At 42.1% G+C, this 20122-nt stretch carries 20 protein-coding genes and 2 pseudogenes; 18 read left to right on the forward strand and 4 right to left on the reverse strand.

Going from position 1 to position 20122, the window contains the following annotated elements:
* The first annotated feature begins 1 nt into the window (after position 1).
* Genes J2T50_RS01950 through J2T50_RS01960 form a run of 3 tightly spaced genes read left to right on the forward strand, consistent with a single transcriptional unit; the run spans position 2 to position 2494 of the window.
* Positions 2-664, forward strand: coding sequence for a YesL family protein (locus tag J2T50_RS01950; protein WP_253363103.1), 663 nt, complete (start codon positions 2-4; stop codon positions 662-664).
* A complete protein-coding gene (locus J2T50_RS01955; protein WP_253363105.1) occupies positions 664-1581 on the forward strand; it encodes a dihydrodipicolinate synthase family protein in 918 nt (305 codons plus the stop codon). Before J2T50_RS01950 ends, J2T50_RS01955 begins: the two co-directional genes overlap by 1 nt.
* A 19-nt stretch (positions 1582-1600) precedes the next feature.
* On the forward strand, positions 1601-2494 hold the full coding sequence (locus J2T50_RS01960) for an ROK family protein (protein WP_253363107.1): 894 nt from the start codon (positions 1601-1603) through the stop codon (positions 2492-2494).
* A 13-nt stretch (positions 2495-2507) separates the two neighbouring features.
* Here J2T50_RS01960 and J2T50_RS01965 read toward each other — a convergent pair whose 3' ends face one another.
* Positions 2508-3344 (reverse strand): MurR/RpiR family transcriptional regulator, encoded by an 837-nt coding sequence (locus J2T50_RS01965; RefSeq protein WP_253363109.1) that lies wholly within the window; start codon positions 3342-3344, stop codon positions 2508-2510.
* Positions 3345-3481: 137 nt separating this feature from the next.
* Here J2T50_RS01965 and rpiA point away from each other — a divergent pair, with 137 nt between their 5' ends.
* The 12 genes and pseudogenes from rpiA to J2T50_RS02025 all read left to right on the forward strand — a co-directional run bounded on the left by rpiA (position 3482) and on the right by J2T50_RS02025 (position 14564).
* Entirely contained in the window at positions 3482-4153 is a 672-nt protein-coding gene (gene rpiA / locus J2T50_RS01970) for a ribose-5-phosphate isomerase RpiA (RefSeq protein WP_253363111.1), read from the forward strand.
* Between the two features lie 5 nt (positions 4154-4158).
* Positions 4159-5406 (forward strand): bifunctional folylpolyglutamate synthase/dihydrofolate synthase, encoded by a 1248-nt coding sequence (locus J2T50_RS01975; protein ID WP_253363113.1) that lies wholly within the window; start codon positions 4159-4161, stop codon positions 5404-5406.
* Between the two features lie 140 nt (positions 5407-5546).
* Positions 5547-6758: a phosphopentomutase gene (locus tag J2T50_RS01980; RefSeq protein WP_253363115.1), complete on the forward strand. Its 1212-nt coding sequence runs from the start codon at positions 5547-5549 to the stop codon at positions 6756-6758.
* The gene (locus J2T50_RS01985) at positions 6758-7279 is read left to right on the forward strand and encodes a dihydrofolate reductase family protein (protein WP_253363118.1); all 522 of its coding nucleotides are present in this window, start codon (positions 6758-6760) and stop codon (positions 7277-7279) included. Before J2T50_RS01980 ends, J2T50_RS01985 begins: the two co-directional genes overlap by 1 nt.
* A 9-nt stretch (positions 7280-7288) precedes the next feature.
* The gene (arsC, locus tag J2T50_RS01990) at positions 7289-7639 is read left to right on the forward strand and encodes an arsenate reductase (glutaredoxin) (RefSeq protein ID WP_253363120.1); all 351 of its coding nucleotides are present in this window, start codon (positions 7289-7291) and stop codon (positions 7637-7639) included.
* A 32-nt stretch (positions 7640-7671) separates the two neighbouring features.
* Positions 7672-8481: a purine-nucleoside phosphorylase gene (locus tag J2T50_RS01995; protein WP_253363122.1), complete on the forward strand. Its 810-nt coding sequence runs from the start codon at positions 7672-7674 to the stop codon at positions 8479-8481.
* 71 nt (positions 8482-8552) lie between these two features.
* Complete coding sequence (gene deoD, locus J2T50_RS02000; protein WP_253363124.1) at positions 8553-9263, forward strand: purine-nucleoside phosphorylase; 711 nt, start codon at positions 8553-8555, stop codon at positions 9261-9263.
* An 8-nt stretch (positions 9264-9271) separates the two neighbouring features.
* Positions 9272-10014 (forward strand): annotated as a pseudogene (locus tag J2T50_RS02005) (hypothetical protein).
* Between the two features lie 100 nt (positions 10015-10114).
* Positions 10115-12379: a glycogen/starch/alpha-glucan family phosphorylase gene (glgP, locus tag J2T50_RS02010; protein WP_253363126.1), complete on the forward strand. Its 2265-nt coding sequence runs from the start codon at positions 10115-10117 to the stop codon at positions 12377-12379.
* Positions 12380-12397: 18 nt separating this feature from the next.
* A complete protein-coding gene (locus J2T50_RS02015) occupies positions 12398-12613 on the forward strand; it encodes a hypothetical protein (RefSeq protein WP_253363128.1) in 216 nt (71 codons plus the stop codon).
* A gap of 59 nt (positions 12614-12672) precedes the next feature.
* Positions 12673-13806: a radical SAM family heme chaperone HemW gene (gene hemW, locus J2T50_RS02020; protein ID WP_253363130.1), complete on the forward strand. Its 1134-nt coding sequence runs from the start codon at positions 12673-12675 to the stop codon at positions 13804-13806.
* A gap of 14 nt (positions 13807-13820) precedes the next feature.
* Complete coding sequence (locus J2T50_RS02025; RefSeq protein WP_253363132.1) at positions 13821-14564, forward strand: acyl-ACP thioesterase domain-containing protein; 744 nt, start codon at positions 13821-13823, stop codon at positions 14562-14564.
* Between the two features lie 159 nt (positions 14565-14723).
* Here J2T50_RS02025 and J2T50_RS10565 read toward each other — a convergent pair whose 3' ends face one another.
* The 3 genes and pseudogenes from J2T50_RS10565 to J2T50_RS02035 all read right to left on the reverse strand — a co-directional run bounded on the left by J2T50_RS10565 (position 14724) and on the right by J2T50_RS02035 (position 17365).
* Positions 14724-14945, reverse strand: coding sequence for a polysaccharide lyase beta-sandwich domain-containing protein (locus J2T50_RS10565; protein WP_354279951.1), 222 nt, complete (start codon positions 14943-14945; stop codon positions 14724-14726).
* Between the two features lie 34 nt (positions 14946-14979).
* The gene (locus J2T50_RS02030; RefSeq protein ID WP_253363134.1) at positions 14980-16059 is read right to left on the reverse strand and encodes a polysaccharide lyase family 8 super-sandwich domain-containing protein; all 1080 of its coding nucleotides are present in this window, start codon (positions 16057-16059) and stop codon (positions 14980-14982) included.
* Positions 16056-17365: pseudogene (locus tag J2T50_RS02035) on the reverse strand (hypothetical protein). The gene J2T50_RS02030 and the pseudogene J2T50_RS02035 overlap by 4 nt, the downstream one beginning before the upstream one ends.
* 107 nt (positions 17366-17472) lie before the next feature.
* On the opposite strand from J2T50_RS02035, the gene J2T50_RS02040 reads away from it, so the two are divergent.
* The 3 genes from J2T50_RS02040 to J2T50_RS02050 all read left to right on the forward strand — a co-directional run bounded on the left by J2T50_RS02040 (position 17473) and on the right by J2T50_RS02050 (position 19839).
* Positions 17473-18246, forward strand: coding sequence for a TIGR01457 family HAD-type hydrolase (locus J2T50_RS02040; RefSeq protein ID WP_253363138.1), 774 nt, complete (start codon positions 17473-17475; stop codon positions 18244-18246).
* Entirely contained in the window at positions 18236-18895 is a 660-nt protein-coding gene (locus J2T50_RS02045) for a TIGR01906 family membrane protein (RefSeq protein WP_253363140.1), read from the forward strand. The genes J2T50_RS02040 and J2T50_RS02045 overlap by 11 nt, the downstream gene beginning before the upstream one ends.
* 137 nt (positions 18896-19032) lie before the next feature.
* Complete coding sequence (locus J2T50_RS02050) at positions 19033-19839, forward strand: Fic family protein (RefSeq protein ID WP_253363141.1); 807 nt, start codon at positions 19033-19035, stop codon at positions 19837-19839.
* Positions 19840-20122: the final 283 nt, after the last annotated feature.

The following is a 20122-nucleotide window of genomic DNA, read 5'->3' on the forward strand; positions in this document are numbered from 1 at the left end:
TATGAAATCAGATAAATTGGTCAAAAAAATTTTTTCAGTCGATAATCGTTTTGTACGTTTCTGTGAACGAGTTTTAGATCTTCTTACTCTTAATATTCTTTTTGTCCTGACTTGTCTACCGATCATCACAGTTGGGATTGCAAAGATGAGTCTTTATCAAGTCTTGCTGAGAATGAAAGAAGAGCAACATATTGCTGTTTTTCCTGCCTATCTTTCTGCAGTCAAAGAAAATAGCAAGCGGGGATTTTTCCTAGGACTGGGAGAAGTTGCCATCGTATTGTTTTGTTTGCTTGACATGAGGATTTTGGGTCAGGTGGAAAACAATGTAAGTTTAGGAATGCGTCTAGTTTGCACAGCTATTTTGTTCCTAACGGTCATGACTTCTTTTTATCTCTATCCTCTAGCTCTTAGAGAACCATCTACCAATCTGCAACTGGTTAAAAAAGCATTTTTTCTGACTTGCTTAAACTTCCCTTGGTCATTTCTGATGATAGGGATTCTTGGAGTGTTGTTTATCCTGTTATACAGCTCATTATTGGCCTTTCTTTTAGGAATGAGTCTGCTTTTCCTCATAGGTTTTTCAGCTATGGGGTATGTTTACGTGTCTTTCATGGAAAGACTGCTTGAAAAATATTTGTATTTAAGTATTAGATTGGAGAAGTAATGAAAAATTTAACCAAATACCACGGTGTCCTGCCAGCTTTTTACGCTTGTTATGATGAGGCTGGTGAGATTAGTCGTCAAGGTGTACGTGCTTTGACCCAATATTTTATTGATAAGGGTGTTCAAGGGTTGTATGTGAATGGTTCTTCTGGGGAATGCATTTACCAAAGCGTGGAAGACCGAAAGATTGTGCTGGAAGAAGTCATGGCTTTAGCCAAGGGCAAATTAACCATTATCGCTCACGTAGCCTACAATAATACCAAGGACAGTATTGAGCTAGCCAAGCACGCGGAAAGTTTAGGTGTAGACGCGATTGCGGCTATCCCGCCAATCTATTTCCGTTTGCCAGAGCATGCCATTGCCGCATACTGGAATGCCATTTCAGAAGCAGCTCCTCATACGGACTTTGTTATTTACAACATCCCACAACTAGTAGGTGTCGCATTGACGCCAAGGCTTTATAGGAAAATGTTGAAAAATCCTCGGGTTATCGGTGTGAAAAATTCATCTATGCCTGTGCAGGATATTCAGACCTTTGCTAGCATTGGTGGTCCTGACCATCTTGTCTTCAATGGACCAGATGAACAATTCTTGGGCGGTCGTCTCATGGGCGCAGCAGCGGGAATCGGTGGAACTTACGGTGCGATGCCAGATCTTTTCCTCATGTTAAACAAATTGATTGCCGATAAGGAATTGGATAAGGCGCGTGAATTGCAATTTGCCATCAATGACATTATCGCTGTTTTGGTCAGTGGTCATGGCAATATGTATGGTGTCATTAAAGCTGTTTTGAAGATCAATGAAGGACTGGAACTAGGCGGAGTTCGTTCGCCATTAGCTAATCTGATTGATGAAGATAAGGAAGTCGTTGAGACAGCAGCTCGATTGATTCGCGAGGCAAAGGAAACTTTCTGTTAAGCTAGAAAGTGGGTGTATCATGAAAGTTTACGTCGCAATTGATATCGGCGGTACCAGTATAAAATACGGTCTCATTGATGAAGAAGAAAATCTCATTGAGGGACATGAAAAGCCAACACAGGCACATTTAGGCGGTCCGCACATTCTTGCCAAGGTCGCAGACATTGTTGCTTCCTATAAGCAAGACCATGAAGTGCTAGGGATTTGCATTTCTTCAGCAGGCATGGTTGACCCAGATAAGGGAGAAATTTTCTACTCAGGTCCGCAAATTCCAAATTATGCTGGCACACGTTTCAAGCATGATTTGGAAGAAAAATTAGGTATACCATGTGAGATTGAAAATGATGTCAACTGTGCTGGTTTGGCAGAGGTCATGTCTGGAAATGCTATGGGAGCGAATATTGCCATCTGTCTAACCATTGGAACTGGTATCGGAGGCTGCCTGGTTATTGATAAGCAGGTTTTTCATGGATTTAGCAATTCAGCCTGCGAAGTTGGCTATATGCACCTACCAGGAGGTACCTTCCAAGATTTGGCATCTACCTCAGCTCTGGTACAATATGTCGCAGACCAGCATGGTCAAAGCAAGGAACATTGGAACGGCAAGCGGATTTTCAGAGAAGCTACCGAGGGAAATCCTTACTGCATTGAAGGCATTGACCGCATGGTAGATTATCTGGCGCAGGGAATTGCCAATATTTGCTATGTGACCAACCCTCAAAAGGTGGTTCTAGGTGGTGGTATCATGGCTCAAGAAGCCTTGTTGAAACCAAAAATTCGAGTCGCGGTCAATAAGTATCTGGTCTCTAGTCTGGCAGATAAGACCGAGCTTGTTTTCGCTCATCACCGCAATACAGCAGGGATGTTCGGAGCATATTACCATTTCAAAATTCAGCAGGAAAATAGAAAATGAAGCCACTTTGGCTTCATTTTTTGATTCGTTTATAGGGTTTTGTCCAATAACTATTAAAAATTTCTTCCTTACGTGGTCGGTCAATTTCCCGGAAGTGAGCGTAGAGGATGTCGAGGAGGATGAGCATAGGAAATTGGGGGGAGATGCGATTTCCGTAATTGAGGTGATAAACGGACGCTAGCTTGACATTCTCAGTCAGATTCTGGGTTTCAATCGGTGGGGCGGTAGTCAACAAAATAGTTTTTGCCTTCATTTCTTGGGCGGATAAGAGACTGTCGATAATGGCTTTTGTCTCGCCAGAAAGTGAGAAACCGATTGCCAGACATTTTTCATCCAAAATACTAATAGTCCAGGAAAAACTATCCCGATCAGTCAGTGCTTCACAGACAACACCTAGACGCATGAGACGGAGCTTAAATTCGCGTGCCACCAAGCCTGAAGAGCCAAGTCCGAAGAAGTAGACGCGCTCTGCTTCCTCAATCATCGTAGCGATACGCTGGATCTGGTCTTCATCAATTAATTTCTGAGTCTGCTGGATTAACTCCTCATAGTCGTAAAAAACACGACGGGTTAACTCTTTTTCGATCTGGGGCAAGGACGCTTTGGATACATCTGCCAATTCTTTCTGGTATTGAAAAAGAAAGGCACGGTAACCTGAAAAATCACATTTTTTTGCAAAACGGGTCAGGGCAGCTTGGGAAATATGCAGACGCTGGGCAACAGCTTGAGAGGACAAGTCTTTTTCTAGTTTTCCAGCCTCTAAAAAATAATCAGCAATGCTGTTTTCGAGCTCAGTAAAGGTCTCTTTTTGTCGATTGATCGTTGAAAAAATGCTTTGTGAGAAATTCATGGGACCGTCCTTTTTTCTAGTCTACAAGCTGATTATACCACAAGAAATTGATTTTGTAACCGTTTTACCAAGCGGTAGAAATCTAGTTTTATTTGTGGTAGAATAACAATAGCCAAAATAAAGGAGAAAGAAATCGTATGTCAAACTTGAAACAACAAGTTGGAATCAAAGCTGCTGAATTTGTCAGAGACGGCATGATTGTCGGCTTGGGAACAGGGTCAACAGCTTATTATTTTGTGGAAGAAATTGGTCGTCGTGTTAAAGAAGAAGGTTTGCAGATTACAGCCGTAACTACGTCCCATGCCACATATGCGCAGGCAGAAGGTTTGGGCATTCCGCTGAAGGCCATTGATGACGTGGAATACGTTGACTTGACTGTAGATGGTGCGGATGAAGTAGATGGTCACTTCAATGGTATCAAAGGCGGCGGTGCGGCTCTCCTCATGGAAAAAATCGTGGCTGTAAACAGCAAAGACTGCATCTGGATTGTGGACGAGTCAAAGGTTGTTGAGACACTTGGTGCCTTCAAATTGCCGGTCGAAGTGGTGCAATACGGCGCTGAAAATCTATTCCGTAAGTTTGAAGAAAAAGGTTATCATCCCGCTTTTCGTGTGACAAATGGCCAACGTCACATCACTGATATGAAAAACTTCATCATTGACTTAGATTTGAAAAAAATTCCGGATGCAGTCGCCTTGGCAAATGAATTGGACCAGACAGTGGGAGTTGTCGAACACGGACTCTTTATCGGACTCATCTCAAAAGTCATCGTTGGCTACCCTGACGGACCAAAAATTATAGAAAAATAATACAAATGAATTATCAAGAAAGTTTGGATTGGATCCATAGCAAGCTCAAGTTTGGCATAAAACCAGGCTTGAAGCGAATTGAATGGTTGCTAGAACAATTGAGCAATCCCCAAGATAAAATTAAAGGTGTCCATATTGTTGGGACAAATGGTAAGGGCTCAACGGTTGCCAATTTGCAACATATTTTGACGGCTAGTGGCTATAAAGTAGGCAGTTTTACGTCTCCTTATATCGTTGATTTTCGGGAGCGTATTTCAGTAGATGGGCAGATGATTTCTGAAGAAGCACTGATGAATTTAGTGCAACGCATCTATCCAATCGTCGAGCGCTTGTCCGAGGAGACTGGTCTAGATCCAGCGACAGAATTTGAGATTATCACGGCCATGATGTTTCTCTATTTTGCGGAAGTGGAGCCGGTAGATATTGTTTTAGTTGAGGCAGGTCTAGGTGGACGTCTCGATTCAACAAATGTCTTTCAGCCCTTGGTAGTTGTCTGTCCCTCGATTGGGCTAGACCATCAAAACATCCTTGGAAATAGTTATGTAGAAATTGCCCAGGAGAAAGCAGCGGTTATCAAAGACGGAACTCCCTTTGTCTTTGTGACAGAGCGCCAAGATGTCCGTCAGGTCTTTCTGGAAAAATGCCAAGAAACCAATAGTCAGCCTTATCAGCTATACCGAGACTTTGAGCTAAATGGTCAGACTTACCAGGAAAATGGACAAGTCCAACTGGAAAATGTCCATCTTGGTTTGCCAGGGCATCATCAGGTTGAAAATGCTGCGCTTGCCATTCGAGTTAGTCGAATCTTGCAGGAAAAAGGCTATGAGAAGATTAGTCCAGAGACTATCAAACAGGGCTTGGCAGCAAGTCGTTGGGTTGGTCGGACAGAGCTCATGCGAGAAAACTTGATGATTGATGGCGCCCATAATAATGAATCGATCCATGCCTTGTGTGACTTGTTGCAGCAGCAGTATGCGGACAAGGAAGTGAAGATTTTATTTGCTGCCATTGATACCAAGCCGACCGAGCAGATGATTGAGCAGTTGGCACAGGTTGGCCAGGTGACAGTCACCAGCTTTGACTATCCAAATGCAGTGGTGCTCGAGCAATATCCGCCACAGGTTGAGCAAGTCGAGGATTTTTGTTTGTGGCTTGACCAGTCGGAAAACTTGGCTGAACATCAATTTGCAGTCGTAACGGGTTCCCTTTACTTTATTTCACAAGTAAGGGCTTATCTGACGGCAAAAAAATAGAAGAAATGAACCATTAGCAGAGAGGAAATCTCTGCTTTTTCTTTCTAAAAATAGAATTTATGAAAATGCTACCAAAACAAATCGGACTATTGTTCGGATTTATGATATAATAAAGTTAATTTCATTCAAAGGAGAATAACATGTCAACTTTTGATCGTATTCACTTAGTCGTTCTGGATTCAGTCGGTATTGGTGCCGCACCAGACGCCAATAATTTTGTTAATGCGGGTGTACCAGATGGTGCCTCAGATACCTTGGGGCATATTTCAAAAACAGTTGGGCTCGATGTGCCAAATATGGCGAAAATTGGTCTTGGAAATATTCCTCGCCCACAAGCCCTCAAAACAGTTCCTGCTGAAAGCAACCCAACAGGTTACGTGACAAAATTGGAAGAAGTGTCACTTGGTAAAGACACCATGACAGGTCACTGGGAAATTATGGGACTGAATATCACTGAACCATTCGATACATTCTGGAATGGTTTCCCAGAAGAAATTTTGACACAAATTGAAGAATTTTCAGGTCGTAAAGTCATTCGTGAAGCCAATAAACCTTACTCTGGTACAGCAGTTATCGATGATTTTGGACCTCGTCAGATGGAAACAGGCGAATTGATCATCTACACCTCTGCAGACCCAGTGCTTCAGATTGCGGCTCACGAAGATATTATTCCACTTGATGAGCTCTACCGTATCTGTGAGTTTGCCCGCTCTATCACTTTGGAACGTCCAGCTTTACTTGGTCGTATCATTGCGCGTCCATATGTTGGTACACCTGGTAACTTCACACGTACTGCCAACCGTCGTGACCTTGCAGTATCGCCATTCCAACCAACTGTGTTGAACAAATTGGATGAAGCAGGCGTAGATGTTTACTCTGTTGGTAAAATCGCTGATATTTTCAATGGTTCTGGTATCAATCATGATATGGGCCACAACAAATCAAACAGCCACGGTATGGATACCTTGATTAAGACCATGGGATTGCCTGAGTTTGAAAAAGGATTCTCATTTACTAACTTGGTTGACTTTGATGCCTTGTACGGACACCGTCGCAATGCACATGGATACCGCGATTGCTTGCATGAATTTGATGAACGCTTGCCTGAAATCATTGCGGCTATGCGTGACAATGACCTTCTCTTGATTACAGCAGACCACGGAAACGACCCTACTTATGCAGGTACAGACCATACTCGCGAATACATTCCGCTTCTTGCTTATTCACCAGCCTTTAAAGGAAATGGTATCATCCCAGTAGGACATTTTGCGGACATCTCAGCAACTATCGCTGAAAACTTTGGCGTAGACACAGCTATGATTGGTGAGAGTTTCTTGAAGGAACTCATCTAATGTCGGAAGTCATTGCTTATTTTGGAGTGAGCCTCGATGGCTATCTAGCGACAGTCGATGAAAGTGTTGAGTGGTTAGAAACGGTTGAAGGCGAAGGGGACAATGGTTATGGGGACTTTTACCAATCTATCGGCACGGTGTTGATGGGACGGACTACCTATGACTGGATTGCAGAGCGAATGCAGCCCTTTCCGTATCCCGATAAGACCAACTACGTTTTTACCAGCCGACAAGCGGATGAACAGGACACTGTTAAGTTTGTCAATAGCTCAGCTGACGCCTTTGTTTCAGACTTGAAATTGCAATCAAGCCGAGATATTTGGTTGTGTGGTGGCGGAACACTCTTTTCAAGTTTATTGAAGGCTGGATTGATTGACCAGATTCGAGTGACACTTGCACCTGTTATCCTCGGGCAAGGCATCTCACTTTACCAAGATTTGGTAGAGAGTCAGGATTTGCAACTCTTGGAAATGAGACGTCATGGTCAGTTTGTAGAATTGATGTATAAGGTAGAGAAGTGAGGCATTTGCATGGCAGAAGTGACGATTTATCACAACCCGAACTGTAGCAAGTCACGAGCCGTTCTGGCCATTATTGAGGAGAGTAAACGTCCTTATCGGGTCATTCCTTATCTGGAAGAACCGTTATCGCTAGAACAGTTGAAGGATTTGTGCCGCCAATTAAACTTGCCTCTTCGTGCAGTTATGCGGACAGATGTGCCGGCCTATGACGACTTGGGCTTGGCTGACGAACACATAAGCGAGGAAGCTTTATTTGCTGCTATCGCACAACATCCAGCTCTGCTCAATCGCCCGATTGTTGTGACTGATAAAGGAGCAGCACTTTGTCGCCCTATTGAGACAGTCTATCATCTACTATAGTTTAGAAATAAAAATAAATTGAAGGAAACCATATGATACTTTTAGAAAAAATTTATGAAACACGTGATTTCTTGCAAGAAAAAGGCATCACAACACCAGAATTTGGTCTGATTTTGGGCTCAGGTCTTGGTGAATTAGCAGAAGAAATTGAAAATGCCATTGTTGTTGATTATGCAGATATTCCAAACTGGGGTCGCTCAACCGTTGTTGGTCACGCTGGTAAGTTGGTTTACGGCGACTTGGCAGGTCGTAAGGTTCTTGCCTTGCAAGGCCGTTTCCACTTCTACGAAGGAAACCCAATGGAAGTTGTTACCTTCCCAGTTCGTATCATGAAAGCGCTCGGTTGTCATTCTGTCCTTGTGACAAATGCAGCTGGTGGTATCGGTTTTGGTCCAGGCACACTTATGCTCATCAATGACCATATCAATATGACGGGTACCAATCCGTTGATTGGTGAAAACTTGGACGAATTTGGTCCACGTTTCCCAGATATGTCAAAAGCCTATACGCCTGAATACCGTCAAGTAGCTTATGAAGTTGCAGAAAAATTGAACATCAAATTGAGCGAAGGCGTTTACCTTGGTTGCTCAGGTCCAACTTATGAAACACCAGCAGAAATTCGTGCCTTCCAAACTTTAGGCGCGGATGCTGTTGGTATGTCAACTGTACCAGAAGTAATTATTGCTGTGCACTCAGGACTAAAAGTACTGGGAATTTCAGCGATCACTAACCACGCAGCTGGCTTCCAAGAAGAACTCAATCACGAAGAAGTAGTTGAAGTTACACAACGTATTAAAGAAGATTTCAAAGGATTTGTCAAAGCAATTTTGGCGGAGTTGTAACATTCCCTACTCACTAACTGATAAACGAATCAACCAGAAAGGAAGAGAGTTCGCTCTCTATATCATCAATTATGTCAATTCATATCGAAGCAAAACAAGGTCAAATTGCGGATAAAATCTTGCTACCAGGAGACCCTCTCCGCGCCAAATTCATCGCGGAAAATTTTTTAGAAGACGCAGAATGTTTTAATACTGTTCGTAACATGTTTGGTTACACAGGGACTTACAAAGGCCACCGTGTATCTGTTATGGGAACAGGGATGGGGATGCCGTCTATTTCTATCTATGCGCGTGAGCTCATTGTTGACTACGGCGTGAAGAAACTCATTCGCGTTGGGACAGCTGGTTCCATCAATCCAGATGTGCATGTCCGTGAATTGGTCTTGGCACAAGCTGCTGCGACAAATTCAAACATTATCCGCAATGACTGGCCAGAATATGACTTCCCACAAATTGCAGACTTTGGCTTGTTGGACAAAGCCTACCACATTGCAAAAGAACTCGGCATGACAACGCACGTTGGGAATGTCCTTTCTTCAGATGTATTCTACTCAAATATGGCAGACCGCAATATTTCCCTTGGTAAATTGGGTGTGCATGCTATTGAGATGGAAGCGGCAGCTCTTTACTACTTGGCAGCCCAACACGGTGTGCAAGCCTTGGGAATTATGACTATTTCAGATAGCTTGGTCAACCCAGAGGAAGACACAACTGCAGAAGAACGCCAAAATACTTTCACAGATATGATGAAGGTTGGTTTGGAAACATTGATTGCGGAATAGGAACTATCATGAACAAGGAAAGCAAACAGCTCTTGTTGCTCTTGCTAGACTTGTATGAGTATTCGACCGCTTATAAAGTAGCTCAAAAACTCCAGCATTGCCCTAAAGAGGTGCTGGAGTTGCTTTATATTCTAAAGGAAAGAAGAGAGCTCAATATCGATCCAGCTGTGGAGAGTGGTCAGGTACAAAATGCAAGCAAAGAAACAGAGCAATTATCGAATTATTTATTGGACTTGGAAGTCAAGTTGAAAAGGGGCAGATTATTGACTTTGTGCGTGCGGTCTCTCCTTTGATTTATCGCCTTTTTCTGCGGATTGTGCTGGAGAAAATTCCAAATTTGAAAGACTATATCTATGATGCCAAGGACCATCGATACGACACTTGGAAGCGTTCGGCCTTGCAGGAGTCTGACAATGCGGTCTTGCGCCATTTTAATCCTGAGCGGATTGTGACATCCAACAGCCTGTCTCTTCTCATTCAGAATATTGATTTTCCTAAGGAGGTCAAGGAGAAGGTGGAGCAGCTGCGCTATTTGGAGCGAACGATCCGGAATCCCTTGGCTCACTTGATTAAACCTTTTGATGAAGAAGAATTGCATCGGACGACTCAGTTTTCTTCGCAGACCTTTTTCAATTTGTTGGTCGACTTGGCAAGACAGACGGGCATTTCCTATTCGACAGAATTTTATTTTGACACTTGCAACCAAACCATTCGTCACCTGCTAGATGATAGTGAGAAAACAGCTGAATAAGCTGTTTTTTTGTGGTTTGAAAAATCATGAAAATTTGGTATAATAATGATGATAACGCTGTCATTTTCATCACTTGTTGTGAAAGAAAAGAGGAACGCCTGTGATTAATCTACAAAATTTTGTCCAATCAATGTATGCCAAACGAATTGAAGACTGTTCAGATCATGATTTATACTACGCCTTATTAGCCTTTACCAAGCAGCGTAGTGAAGCCAAGTGTACCAATGAGCAGAAGAAGAAAGTTTACTATATCTCAGCTGAATTTTTAATTGGGAAGCTATTGTCCAATAATCTAATCAATCTGGGTTTGTATGATGAGGTTAAGGAGCAGCTTCGAGTTGCTGGAAAAGACTTGCTTGCCATTGAAGAAATGGAACTCGAACCCTCTCTTGGAAACGGGGGTCTCGGTCGCTTGGCAGCTTGTTTCTTGGATTCGATTGCCAGTCTTGGACTGAATGGGGATGGTGTTGGGCTCAATTACCACTTTGGTCTCTTCCAGCAAATTTTCCAGTATCACCAACAAGCAGCCATCCCGAATGGCTGGATTACACCACGTTCGTGGCTCAGCGAGTCTCCGATTTCTTATCAGGTGCCTTTCGCCAATTTTACATTGACTTCTAAGCTCTATGACATTGACGTTTCGGGCTATCAAACTGAGCACAAAAATCGTCTGCGTTTATTTGACCTAGGATCGGTGGATGACAACATCGTCTACGACGGAATTGAGTTTGATAAGGAAGATATTTTCCGTAATCTGACGCTCTTTCTTTACCCAGATGATTCGACGGATGACGGGAAAATTTTGCGGATTTTCCAACAATATTTCATGGTATCCAATGCTGCTCAGCTCTTGATTGATGAAGCCATTGCTAAAGGTTCCAATCTGCATGACTTGCCAGACTATGCCGTTGTACAGATCAATGACACCCACCCTTCACTGGTCATTCCGGAGTTGATTCGACTTTTGGAATTGCGTGGCATTCCTTTTGATGAAGGGGTTGAAATTGTCAAGAAGATGACAGCCTATACCAACCACACTATCTTGTCAGAAGCCCTGGAAAAATGGCCGCTTGAGTTTCTCAATCGTGTGGTGCCACACTTGGTGCCGTTTATCGAAGAATTGGACCGACGTGCAAAACTCATCCAAGATGATCCATCGGTCAATATCATTGATGAATCGGGTCGTGTGCACATGGCCCGCATGGATATCCACTACGGATTTTCCATCAATGGCGTAGCGGCCTTGCACACAGAAATCCTAAAATCATCCGAATTAAAGGCCTTTTATGACCTCTATCCCGAAAAATTCAATAACAAGACAAACGGGATTACTTTCCGCCGTTGGCTCATGCATGCCAATCCGAGCTTGGCGCACTATATTGAAGAATTGATCGGGCAGGACTACCATCAGGATGCTAGCCAGTTGGAGAATCTGCTTGCCTTCAAAGATAGAGCCGATGTCAAGGAAAAATTGGAGGCTATCAAGATTCACAACAAACGGAAATTGCAACGCCATCTGGAAAAACGCCAAGGTGTGCATGTGAATCCAGATTCTATTTTTGATGTGCAAATCAAACGTCTCCACGAATACAAGCGTCAGCAGATGAATGTACTCTATGTCATTCACAAATACTTGGTCATTAAGAGTGGACAAATTCCAGAGCGTCCCTTGACTGTTTTCTTCGGAGGAAAAGCTGCGCCAGCTTACACAGCAGCTCAGGATATCATTCACTTGATTTTGGTTCTGTCCCAGCTCATCCAGCACGACCCAGAAGTCAGCCCTCACTTGCAAGTGGTTATGATTGAAAACTACAATGTGACAGAGGCTTCCTTTATCATTCCCGCAGCAGATATTTCAGAGCAAATTTCTCTGGCGTCAAAAGAAGCATCAGGCACGGGAAATATGAAATTCATGCTCAACGGGGCTTTAACAATTGGAACGGATGACGGCGCCAATGTAGAAATTCATGATCTGGTTGGTGATGAAAATATTTATATTTTCGGCCAAGATAGCCAGTCCATCATTGACCACTATGCACATGGTAGTTATCACCCGCATGATTTCTATGATCGAGAGACGGTTCGTCCGCTGGTTGATTTCATTACCAGCGATGCCGTTCGTCAGGCAGGCGGGATTGATGAGCGTCTCTGGCGTTTGCAAGACAATCTCAAATATCAGGATCATTTTATGACCTTACTTGACTTGGAAGAGTATATTGCGACCAAGGAAAAAATGCTGGCTGACTACCAAGACCGTGATGCTTGGTTGGACAAGGTGATTGTTAATATTGCCAAGGCAAGTTTCTTCTCTAGTGACCGCACGATTCAGCAGTATAATGATGAGATTTGGCACTTGGAGCGATAAAATACGAAGGAGGTAGTTATGGTAACAGTAGTACCAGAAATAGTTATCAGGATTATTGAATTTCTGATGTATCTGGTGATTTCAGGCTTTCTTGGTTATGGATTGCTAAGGGGAATTGCTCGTATCCAGACTAGAAAAAGTTTGAAAATATCGCTTGCATTCCTTTACCTAGTTACTTGGCTATTTCTGACCTATTTTGTCTTATTTTTCCTATTCTTAGGATACAATTCCTAATCAAGGCTGGCGTGTGCCAGCCTTTTTCCATTTACTCTGAAATGTGCTATACTATCCTTATGCAAAAAAGACCCACATCTGCTTATATCCATATTCCATTCTGCACGCAGATTTGTTATTACTGTGACTTTTCCAAGGTTTTTATCAAAAATCAGCCAGTCGATGACTATCTGAAAATGCTCATGGAAGAAGTGAAATACTACGATCTACCAGCGCTGAAAACCCTCTATATCGGTGGCGGAACGCCGTCGGCCTTGTCGGCTGAACAGCTAGAGTATTTACTGACGCATCTAGAAAAAATCTTGGACTTGTCAGAAATCGAAGAATTCACAATCGAGGCCAACCCAGGAGATTTGACAGCTGAGAAAATTGCTGTGCTGAAAAATTCAAAATGCAACCGCGTTTCTCTGGGCGTGCAGACATTTGACGATCGTATGCTGAAAAAAATTGGCCGCAGTCACAATCAAGCTCAGATTTACGAGACGATTGCAGAGCTGAAAAAAGCTGATTTTCACAATATTTCGATTGACTTGATTTACGCCTTACCGGGTCAGACAATGGAACAGGTAGAGGATAATGTCGCTAAGGCCTTGACATTGGATATTCCCCATATGAGCCTCTACAGTCTGATTTTGGAAAATCATACCGTCTTCATGAATCGTCAGCGCCGTGGCAACCTGCATCTGCCCAATGAAGATGTCGAGTCCGATATGTTTGAATATATCTTGCAGGAATTGGAGAAAAATGGATTTGAACATTACGAGATTTCCAATTTTACCAAGCCGGGATTTGAAAGCCGCCACAATCTCATGTACTGGGACAATGCTGAATATTACGGTCTAGGAGCAGGGGCATCGGGCTATCTGAACGGCATGCGTTATCGCAATCGTGGGCCAATCCAGCATTATCTCAAGTCGGTTACAGAAAAAGGACATGCCCGACTGCATGAGGAAATCTTATCGAAAAACGAGCAGATGGAAGAGGAGATGTTTCTGGGTTTACGGAAGAAATCAGGCATTTCAATCCAGCGTTTTCAAGACAAGTTTGCAGTGAATTTTGAGGAACGCTACGGCAGTATTTTAACAGACTTGATCCAAGAAGGACTCTTGCAAGTAGAGGGAGATCAGGTTCGGATGACTAAGAAAGGACTTTTCTTGGGAGATACCGTCGCAGGACGCTTTATCTTAGATTAGCAGAAGGAGAGTACATGGGCTTAACTTATCAAGAACAATACACCATTCCCTTTGACATCGTCGATGTGAAAAGAGACGTCAAATTATCACTTTTGATTTTACGTTGCTTGGAAATTTCTGGTCGACAAGCTATCAGTTTAGGACGCAGTGACCGCTACATTTTTGAAGAATATGGCCTGGTCTGGATTGTCACAGACTATGAAATGACCATTGACCGCTTGCCTCATTATGGAGAAACGGTTACCATCGCAACAGAAGCTGTATCGCACAATAAGTTTTTCTGTTATCGGAAATTCTATATCTATGATGCGGATGGCAATCAAATCATGGATATTCTCTGCTATTTTGTGCTACTGGAGTTGGATAGCCGAAAACTCAGCCCAGTCCCAGCAGATTTGGTGGCACCATTTGAATCTGAGATGGTAAAAAAAGTACAACGTGCACCGAAATTACCAGCTCTAGATGACCTGATTTCGCAAGTATACCGCATTCGGTATTTTGACATTGATATGAATGGTCACGTTAATAACAGTAAGTATCTCGAGTGGATGTTTGATGTGATGGATTATGATTTTTTACTGCATCATGTCCCAAAACGCTTGCAGCTGAAGTACATTAAGGAAGTAGCACCAGGCGGCATGATTGATTCGCAGCACCGCTTGGACAACTTAACTAGCCAGCATGCCATTGTCGCAGATGGTGAACTACGCGCCCAAGCACAGGTTGAGTGGAGAAAAGTGGACGAGGAAGCCGAGTAATGAGTGAAACAAGAACGGATACAGTTCTTGTTTTTTAGTGTTTTGAAATAGATGAGTTAGTTGCTGCTTGAATAGTAGAAGTTTGCTCAAAAAGGCTTAGCCTATTTTATACAGAACTAAGCCCTTAAAGAGGTATTGGATTTTCTAGCAATGCTGGTTTTAGTGTGATTTGAGGGATTGTGTCGAGGTTACACTCTCATTTTGAGGTGTTGTGGGATTGTAGTAGTGAATCGTGTGGGCTGTGGTATCCTTTGTCATGATATATAATCCAGCTTTATCAAGGGCAACTTGTCCATCAATGGTTGTTTTGTTAGTCGTGTATTTGATGATGTACCAAGGCTGACTTTCTCGGTCAAAGACAAGCTGGGTTCGCTTTGCTATTTTCTAAAATTTCAAGAGAAGCAAAACTTGTCAGCTAATCTGCTTCTTGCTTAGTGATATTTGGGAACAAGGTATAGGCGTAGCTATCCTTATCATTCGTATGGGTCTGACTGATGGTGATAAATTGATTTGAGAATTTGGTTGTCGGTTGATTGGTGTTTTTGTTGATATCAGACCAAGCGCCGGAGCGACTAATCTTTCCAATATTCAGGTCGGTTGGCTTGGTGAAGTGATAAGCGATATTTCTATCGGCTTGATCTGACTCGAGGAAGATGGTCTGCACGCCGGAAATCGTTTCGAGCTTGTCTGATAGATTTACTTTTTGACCATTGATATAGACGGTGTAAGGGTGCTTGCTGTCCTCTTTTCGTTGGTCAATGGTGGTCGAGGCGGTATGCCCAGATGTGTTTGAGATAGCTGCTCCGAGAAAGACAATACGATTAGTGAGAATAAACCATCCTTTTCGCAGGCTAAGTTCCTTTTTCCAGTTACTAAAGTCCATAGCGGCTAGCGCGTGTTTGTCATCCAATTTTAATGAACCGACAAAATCAGAAGGCAGTTTTCCCATACCACTAGATGCTTTGTTTTTAGTGGTCGCATCCAAACGTGTTTCATCTGTTTCGATTGTTCCAGCCAGTTTATAAGGGTCAACGGTTGGCCAGTAGTTTTCACTATAATGATTTTGGTCAGCGTTGGAGAGGTAGAACATGCCGTCGCTGGTATACCAACCTCTGACATTTTCCTTATTCATTGCTTCGTAGTTTTGTGTTCGACTTGAAAAGAGAGACAAGGCAAATCCAAAGGATTTTTCAGCATTGTAGTAGGTCAGCTTATCCATATTATTAAAAGTGCTCAGCCAAGAAGTGACAGGAAGAGCAGGGATGTTCTGATCCTCGAGCAATGTCTTCATCAATCGAATATCGGCATAGGACTTGAAGTTACCGTAAGGGCTGTAGACTTTGTCTGCCTGTAAAATGCTTTTTAGCTGACTAAGTAGTTTAGTATTTCGAGGGTCGTTTGAGAGATGAGCAATTCGTAAAATCCCCCGTAAAGCCTCAATAGTAGCTGCATGGGATTTTCCAGTAGAGCGGCTAATGGAACGACCACGACTCATGTCAACAAACTCCCGTTGATAATCAAAGGGAAAAATGACTTGTCAATCCAATGATAAATTGAGTCTAGTTCTTCATTTGATAATGGATTTTCGGTTTGTTGAATGATTGGCAGAAGTTGTGATAACCCATCAATTAAAACATTTCCATAGGCACCAGTGTAGGCAAGGTTTGTGTGATCAATGTAGGAGCCATCCTTGTAGAATCTTTCGCCACTTGTGACGAATTGGAACAAGCGTGACATGGCGGCAGTTGTTGCAGTGATTTCCTGGTCAGTAACCCAGCGATGAGTTTAACACGCCCCATATCGACAAGGTTGCCACCAAGTGCATCAAAAGTTTTTTTCCAATTATGTCCGAATTTTTCAACAGCCGTGACGTACCGGTTAATCTCCTTTTGGCTGAAATAATCCTGCAGCATAGCGAGGGTGTTGACAAGGGCGCGTGGTGTTCCGATTTCGTAGTCCCACCAGTTTCCATTTTCAATGGTTTTATCAGGATTGTAGATGTTCTGATAGAGCCATTCAAGACTTTCTTTGATGCGTCGGATGGCTCTATTATCCCGGTAAAAAGCAGACTTTTCATTCGTGATTTGTTTGGCCAGATCTTCGACATTCTGATAGACGCTAGTCATATTGGACGATTGTTTCGTGATATGTGAAATATCGCTGAGAAATCCTGATTGGTCTTTTGCGAGAGATTCTTTGGTTTTGTTTTCTAGCCTCTTGAAAAGCTCTGTCATGTGCGAATCAGTCGTGTCATAGGCTTTATTGCCCGTCAGAATATCGCTCCACTCGGATAGCAAGCGAGTATAGGTATCCGCTGAAGTGTCTGATATTGTCAGAGACAGCCTATCAATCAGCCTTCCCGTGGCATCTTTAACGGTGATAGAGGCAGTTCCTTTTTCGTTAGGAATGAGAATTCTTCCTGAAATCGTTGCAATCTTAGGATTTGAGATGGTGTAGGTATAGTCCTCAACTGGGAAAAGGTATTTTTTGTCCAGAGGAATAGTAAGATTTTTTTCAAGCTGAGAAGAAGGTTCTGAAACCGTTGATGTCTGTGTGGTGGATTCTGATGTTGTGGTAATGGTTGCCGACTTGGTAGTGACATTTTCATCTGCAAAAGCGACTGTTTGACTGCTCCATAGACCTAAAAGCACGGTTGAAAACAAAAGATATCTAAAATGGATCTGCGTTCTTTTTGAGGGCATGATAATCTTCTTTAAAATATAATAAACTTCATAAATATAATTTATTATAATACTAAAACGGAAATAATTTGTTTTTATGTGAGTGTATAGATTAAACATGTTTCTAGAATCGTCTGGTGTTTTCTTTTTGAGGTTTTACTACCATGCTGAGCTAAGATATTGTATAATAACAAGTATTGAAATGTTTTGAAAATGAAGGAGCACACATGACCTATCAAGGCTATTTGATTGATTTAGATGGAACGATTTACAAGGGAACGGAGCGGATTCCATCTGGTGAACGCTTTGTAGCGCGTTTGCAGGAAGCGGGGCTTCCTTATCTTTTCGTGACCAACAATACAACGCGCTCTCCTGAGCAGATTCAGGAAATGCTGGCTAGTCGATTTGATGTGAAAACACCGCTCGATACTATTTATACAGCGACACATGCAACCATTGACTATATGAATGACTTGGGTAAGGAAAAAACAGTCTATGTCATTGGTGAATCTGGTTTGAAATCAGCCATTACAGAAGCGGGCTATGTTCTTGATACGGAAAATCCTGCCTATGTAGTCGTTGGGCTGGATTGGCAAGTGGACTACGAAAAATTTGCGACAGCAACTTTAGCCATTGAAAAAGGAGCAACCTTTATCGGGACCAATCCAGACCTCAATATTCCGACAGAACGAGGCTTGCTACCAGGTGCAGGTTCCTTGCTTGCACTCTTAGAAGCCGCAACCCGTGTGAAGCCAGTCATCATGGGAAAACCAGAGGCAATTATCATGGATAAAGCCTTGGCTCATCTAGGAACAGAACGGTCGCAGACAGTCATGGTCGGAGACAATTACCTGACAGATATTCGAGCAGGGATTGACAATGGCTTTCCTACTATCTTAGTCTTGACAGGATTTACCAAAAAAGAAGAGGTAGCAGATTTACCGATTGCACCGACTCATGTGCTGGATTCTTTGGATGAATGGACGGTTTATGAAAATTAAATTACAAGCAGCAGGAGTGGTTCTTAATCTCCTGACATTGGCTATTTTGGCGACGATTTACGGCGCTTGGTTGGCATATCCCTTGGAAATAAAATGGTTAGGGCTGGAAAATATCGTCTATATGAAAGCAGCAGATATTTCTTATAATTTTAATATCCTGATGCAGTATTTGACAAATCCTTTGCAGCATGTTCTTTCCATGCCAAGTTTTTCATCGTCTGATGCAGGACTGCATCATTTTACACAGGTTAAGTGGCTCTTTCACCTAGCGCAGGGATTGTTTCTCTGTAGCCTTCCAGCTCTTTATTTCTTTTGGAAAGAAGTGATTCGCAAGGGCTTTGGTAGTCTATTCCAAAAAGTATTTATTTGGGCAGCCTTGGTACCTGTTCTAGTGGCTCTTATTGGACTCTTAGTTGGCTTTGAACAATTCTTTATCCTCTTCCACAAAATTCTTTTTGTTGGTGACCAAACTTGGCTATTTGACCCAAATACAGACCCGGTTATTTACATCCTACCTGAAGAATTTTTCCTACATTGCTTCTTACTATTTTTTGTTCTTTACGAAGCTTTCTGTGGAATAATGATTTTTTTAACGTATGTGTCTAGAGTTTTTCAACCAGCTGGATATGACATTTCAAATAATTTCTGATACAATATCAATATAATGACAAACATAAATATAATTATGTTAGAGAGAAAATTGGGTGGCTTGTGAAAGAAAAAGGCTATCGTTCAGCTTCAGCTTTCATCAATGAATTTTTCAAAAGCTACAAAAAGGAGTAGTAAATGGAATCAACCTATGAAATTGACAATCCTAGTCTCTCCTACCAAACCAAAGTAGATTATTGGGCAACGGGGTTCGGACTTCAGAAAGTAGATAATCTGGAACCTTCTCCTTACATGCTTGAACTTGCGAAGGAACAGATTGAAGGGAAAATAGAATACCAACAAATCTATGAGCAAATCACCAAATATCATGATGAGATAGATGATAGTACCAAGGAAGCAGATATTGTTGCCTTGCGTATCGTAGAACTGTTGTCTAGTCATGCTTTTAAGTTTGCTCCAAGTACCTTGAAGATGATACACGAAGAATTATTCCAAGGGATTCTGAATCCCGACTATCCGATAGGAGAATACCGTCACAACAATATCACAAAGAAAGAGGCAATTTTAGAGGGTGATACAGTTATCTATGATGATTATAGAACGATTGAAGCTAGTTTGAATTATGACTTTGACCAAGAAAAAAAATTCAACTACCAGGGAAAATCTTATGAAGAAATTGTGCAACACCTAAAAGAGTTCATGTCAGGTATTTGGCAGATTCATCCATTTCGAGAAGGCAATACTCGAACTGTTACAGTCTTTATGATTAAATATCTGCGCTACATGGGATTTGAAGTAGATAACACTCCCTTCCAGCAACATGCTAGATATTTTAGAGATTCCCTGGTGTTAGATAATGCCAAAAAGCTGAAGCAACATCCAGAATATCTAAAAAAATTCTTTGACAATCTGCTCCTAGAGGGAAGAAATGAACTTTCTTTGGTAAAAATGTATCAAGAGGTTCTTCCTAAACAGGAAAAGTAGTCCTTGAAAAAGATAATGAGCTAGGGTTATAAATATAATGGCCTTTTCCGAAGAAGAAAAGGTCTTTTGTTTGCTTAAAAACTAGTTAATACTTACCGTGTTATTCCGTAAAATAAGACAAGGAAAAGTATCATGGAAAATATATGGACTACCAAGTGCAAAAATACGTATATTCAGGCACGGTCTTTTTTCGTAGAAATAGTTGCTATTCGTAGGGATTTTCACTCTCAAAAATTTACCACATACTTTTTTAACAAAACGATTGACTTTTAAATGAAGTTGT

Origin of the sequence: Streptococcus gallinaceus (genome assembly GCF_024170225.1) — a bacterium.
GTDB lineage: Bacteria > Bacillota > Bacilli > Lactobacillales > Streptococcaceae > Streptococcus > Streptococcus gallinaceus.

Bases quoted from the DNA above. Each gene is read 5' to 3' on its own strand.
- J2T50_RS01950 (WP_253363103.1), top strand. From the start codon at position 2: ATGAAATCAGATAAATTGGTCAAAAAAATTTTTTCAGTCGATAATCGT.
- J2T50_RS01955 (WP_253363105.1), top strand. From the start codon at position 664: ATGAAAAATTTAACCAAATACCACGGTGTCCTGCCAGCTTTTTACGCT.
- J2T50_RS01960 (WP_253363107.1), top strand. From the start codon at position 1,601: ATGAAAGTTTACGTCGCAATTGATATCGGCGGTACCAGTATAAAATAC.
- J2T50_RS01965 (WP_253363109.1), bottom strand. From the start codon at position 3,344: ATGAATTTCTCACAAAGCATTTTTTCAACGATCAATCGACAAAAAGAG.
- rpiA (WP_253363111.1), top strand. From the start codon at position 3,482: ATGTCAAACTTGAAACAACAAGTTGGAATCAAAGCTGCTGAATTTGTC.
- J2T50_RS01975 (WP_253363113.1), top strand. From the start codon at position 4,159: ATGAATTATCAAGAAAGTTTGGATTGGATCCATAGCAAGCTCAAGTTT.
- J2T50_RS01980 (WP_253363115.1), top strand. From the start codon at position 5,547: ATGTCAACTTTTGATCGTATTCACTTAGTCGTTCTGGATTCAGTCGGT.
- J2T50_RS01985 (WP_253363118.1), top strand. From the start codon at position 6,758: ATGTCGGAAGTCATTGCTTATTTTGGAGTGAGCCTCGATGGCTATCTA.
- arsC (WP_253363120.1), top strand. From the start codon at position 7,289: ATGGCAGAAGTGACGATTTATCACAACCCGAACTGTAGCAAGTCACGA.
- J2T50_RS01995 (WP_253363122.1), top strand. From the start codon at position 7,672: ATGATACTTTTAGAAAAAATTTATGAAACACGTGATTTCTTGCAAGAA.
- deoD (WP_253363124.1), top strand. From the start codon at position 8,553: ATGTCAATTCATATCGAAGCAAAACAAGGTCAAATTGCGGATAAAATC.
- J2T50_RS02015 (WP_253363128.1), top strand. From the start codon at position 12,398: ATGGTAACAGTAGTACCAGAAATAGTTATCAGGATTATTGAATTTCTG.
- hemW (WP_253363130.1), top strand. From the start codon at position 12,673: ATGCAAAAAAGACCCACATCTGCTTATATCCATATTCCATTCTGCACG.
- J2T50_RS02025 (WP_253363132.1), top strand. From the start codon at position 13,821: ATGGGCTTAACTTATCAAGAACAATACACCATTCCCTTTGACATCGTC.
- J2T50_RS02030 (WP_253363134.1), bottom strand. From the start codon at position 16,059: ATGAGTCGTGGTCGTTCCATTAGCCGCTCTACTGGAAAATCCCATGCA.
- J2T50_RS02040 (WP_253363138.1), top strand. From the start codon at position 17,473: ATGACCTATCAAGGCTATTTGATTGATTTAGATGGAACGATTTACAAG.
- J2T50_RS02045 (WP_253363140.1), top strand. From the start codon at position 18,236: ATGAAAATTAAATTACAAGCAGCAGGAGTGGTTCTTAATCTCCTGACA.
- J2T50_RS02050 (WP_253363141.1), top strand. From the start codon at position 19,033: ATGGAATCAACCTATGAAATTGACAATCCTAGTCTCTCCTACCAAACC.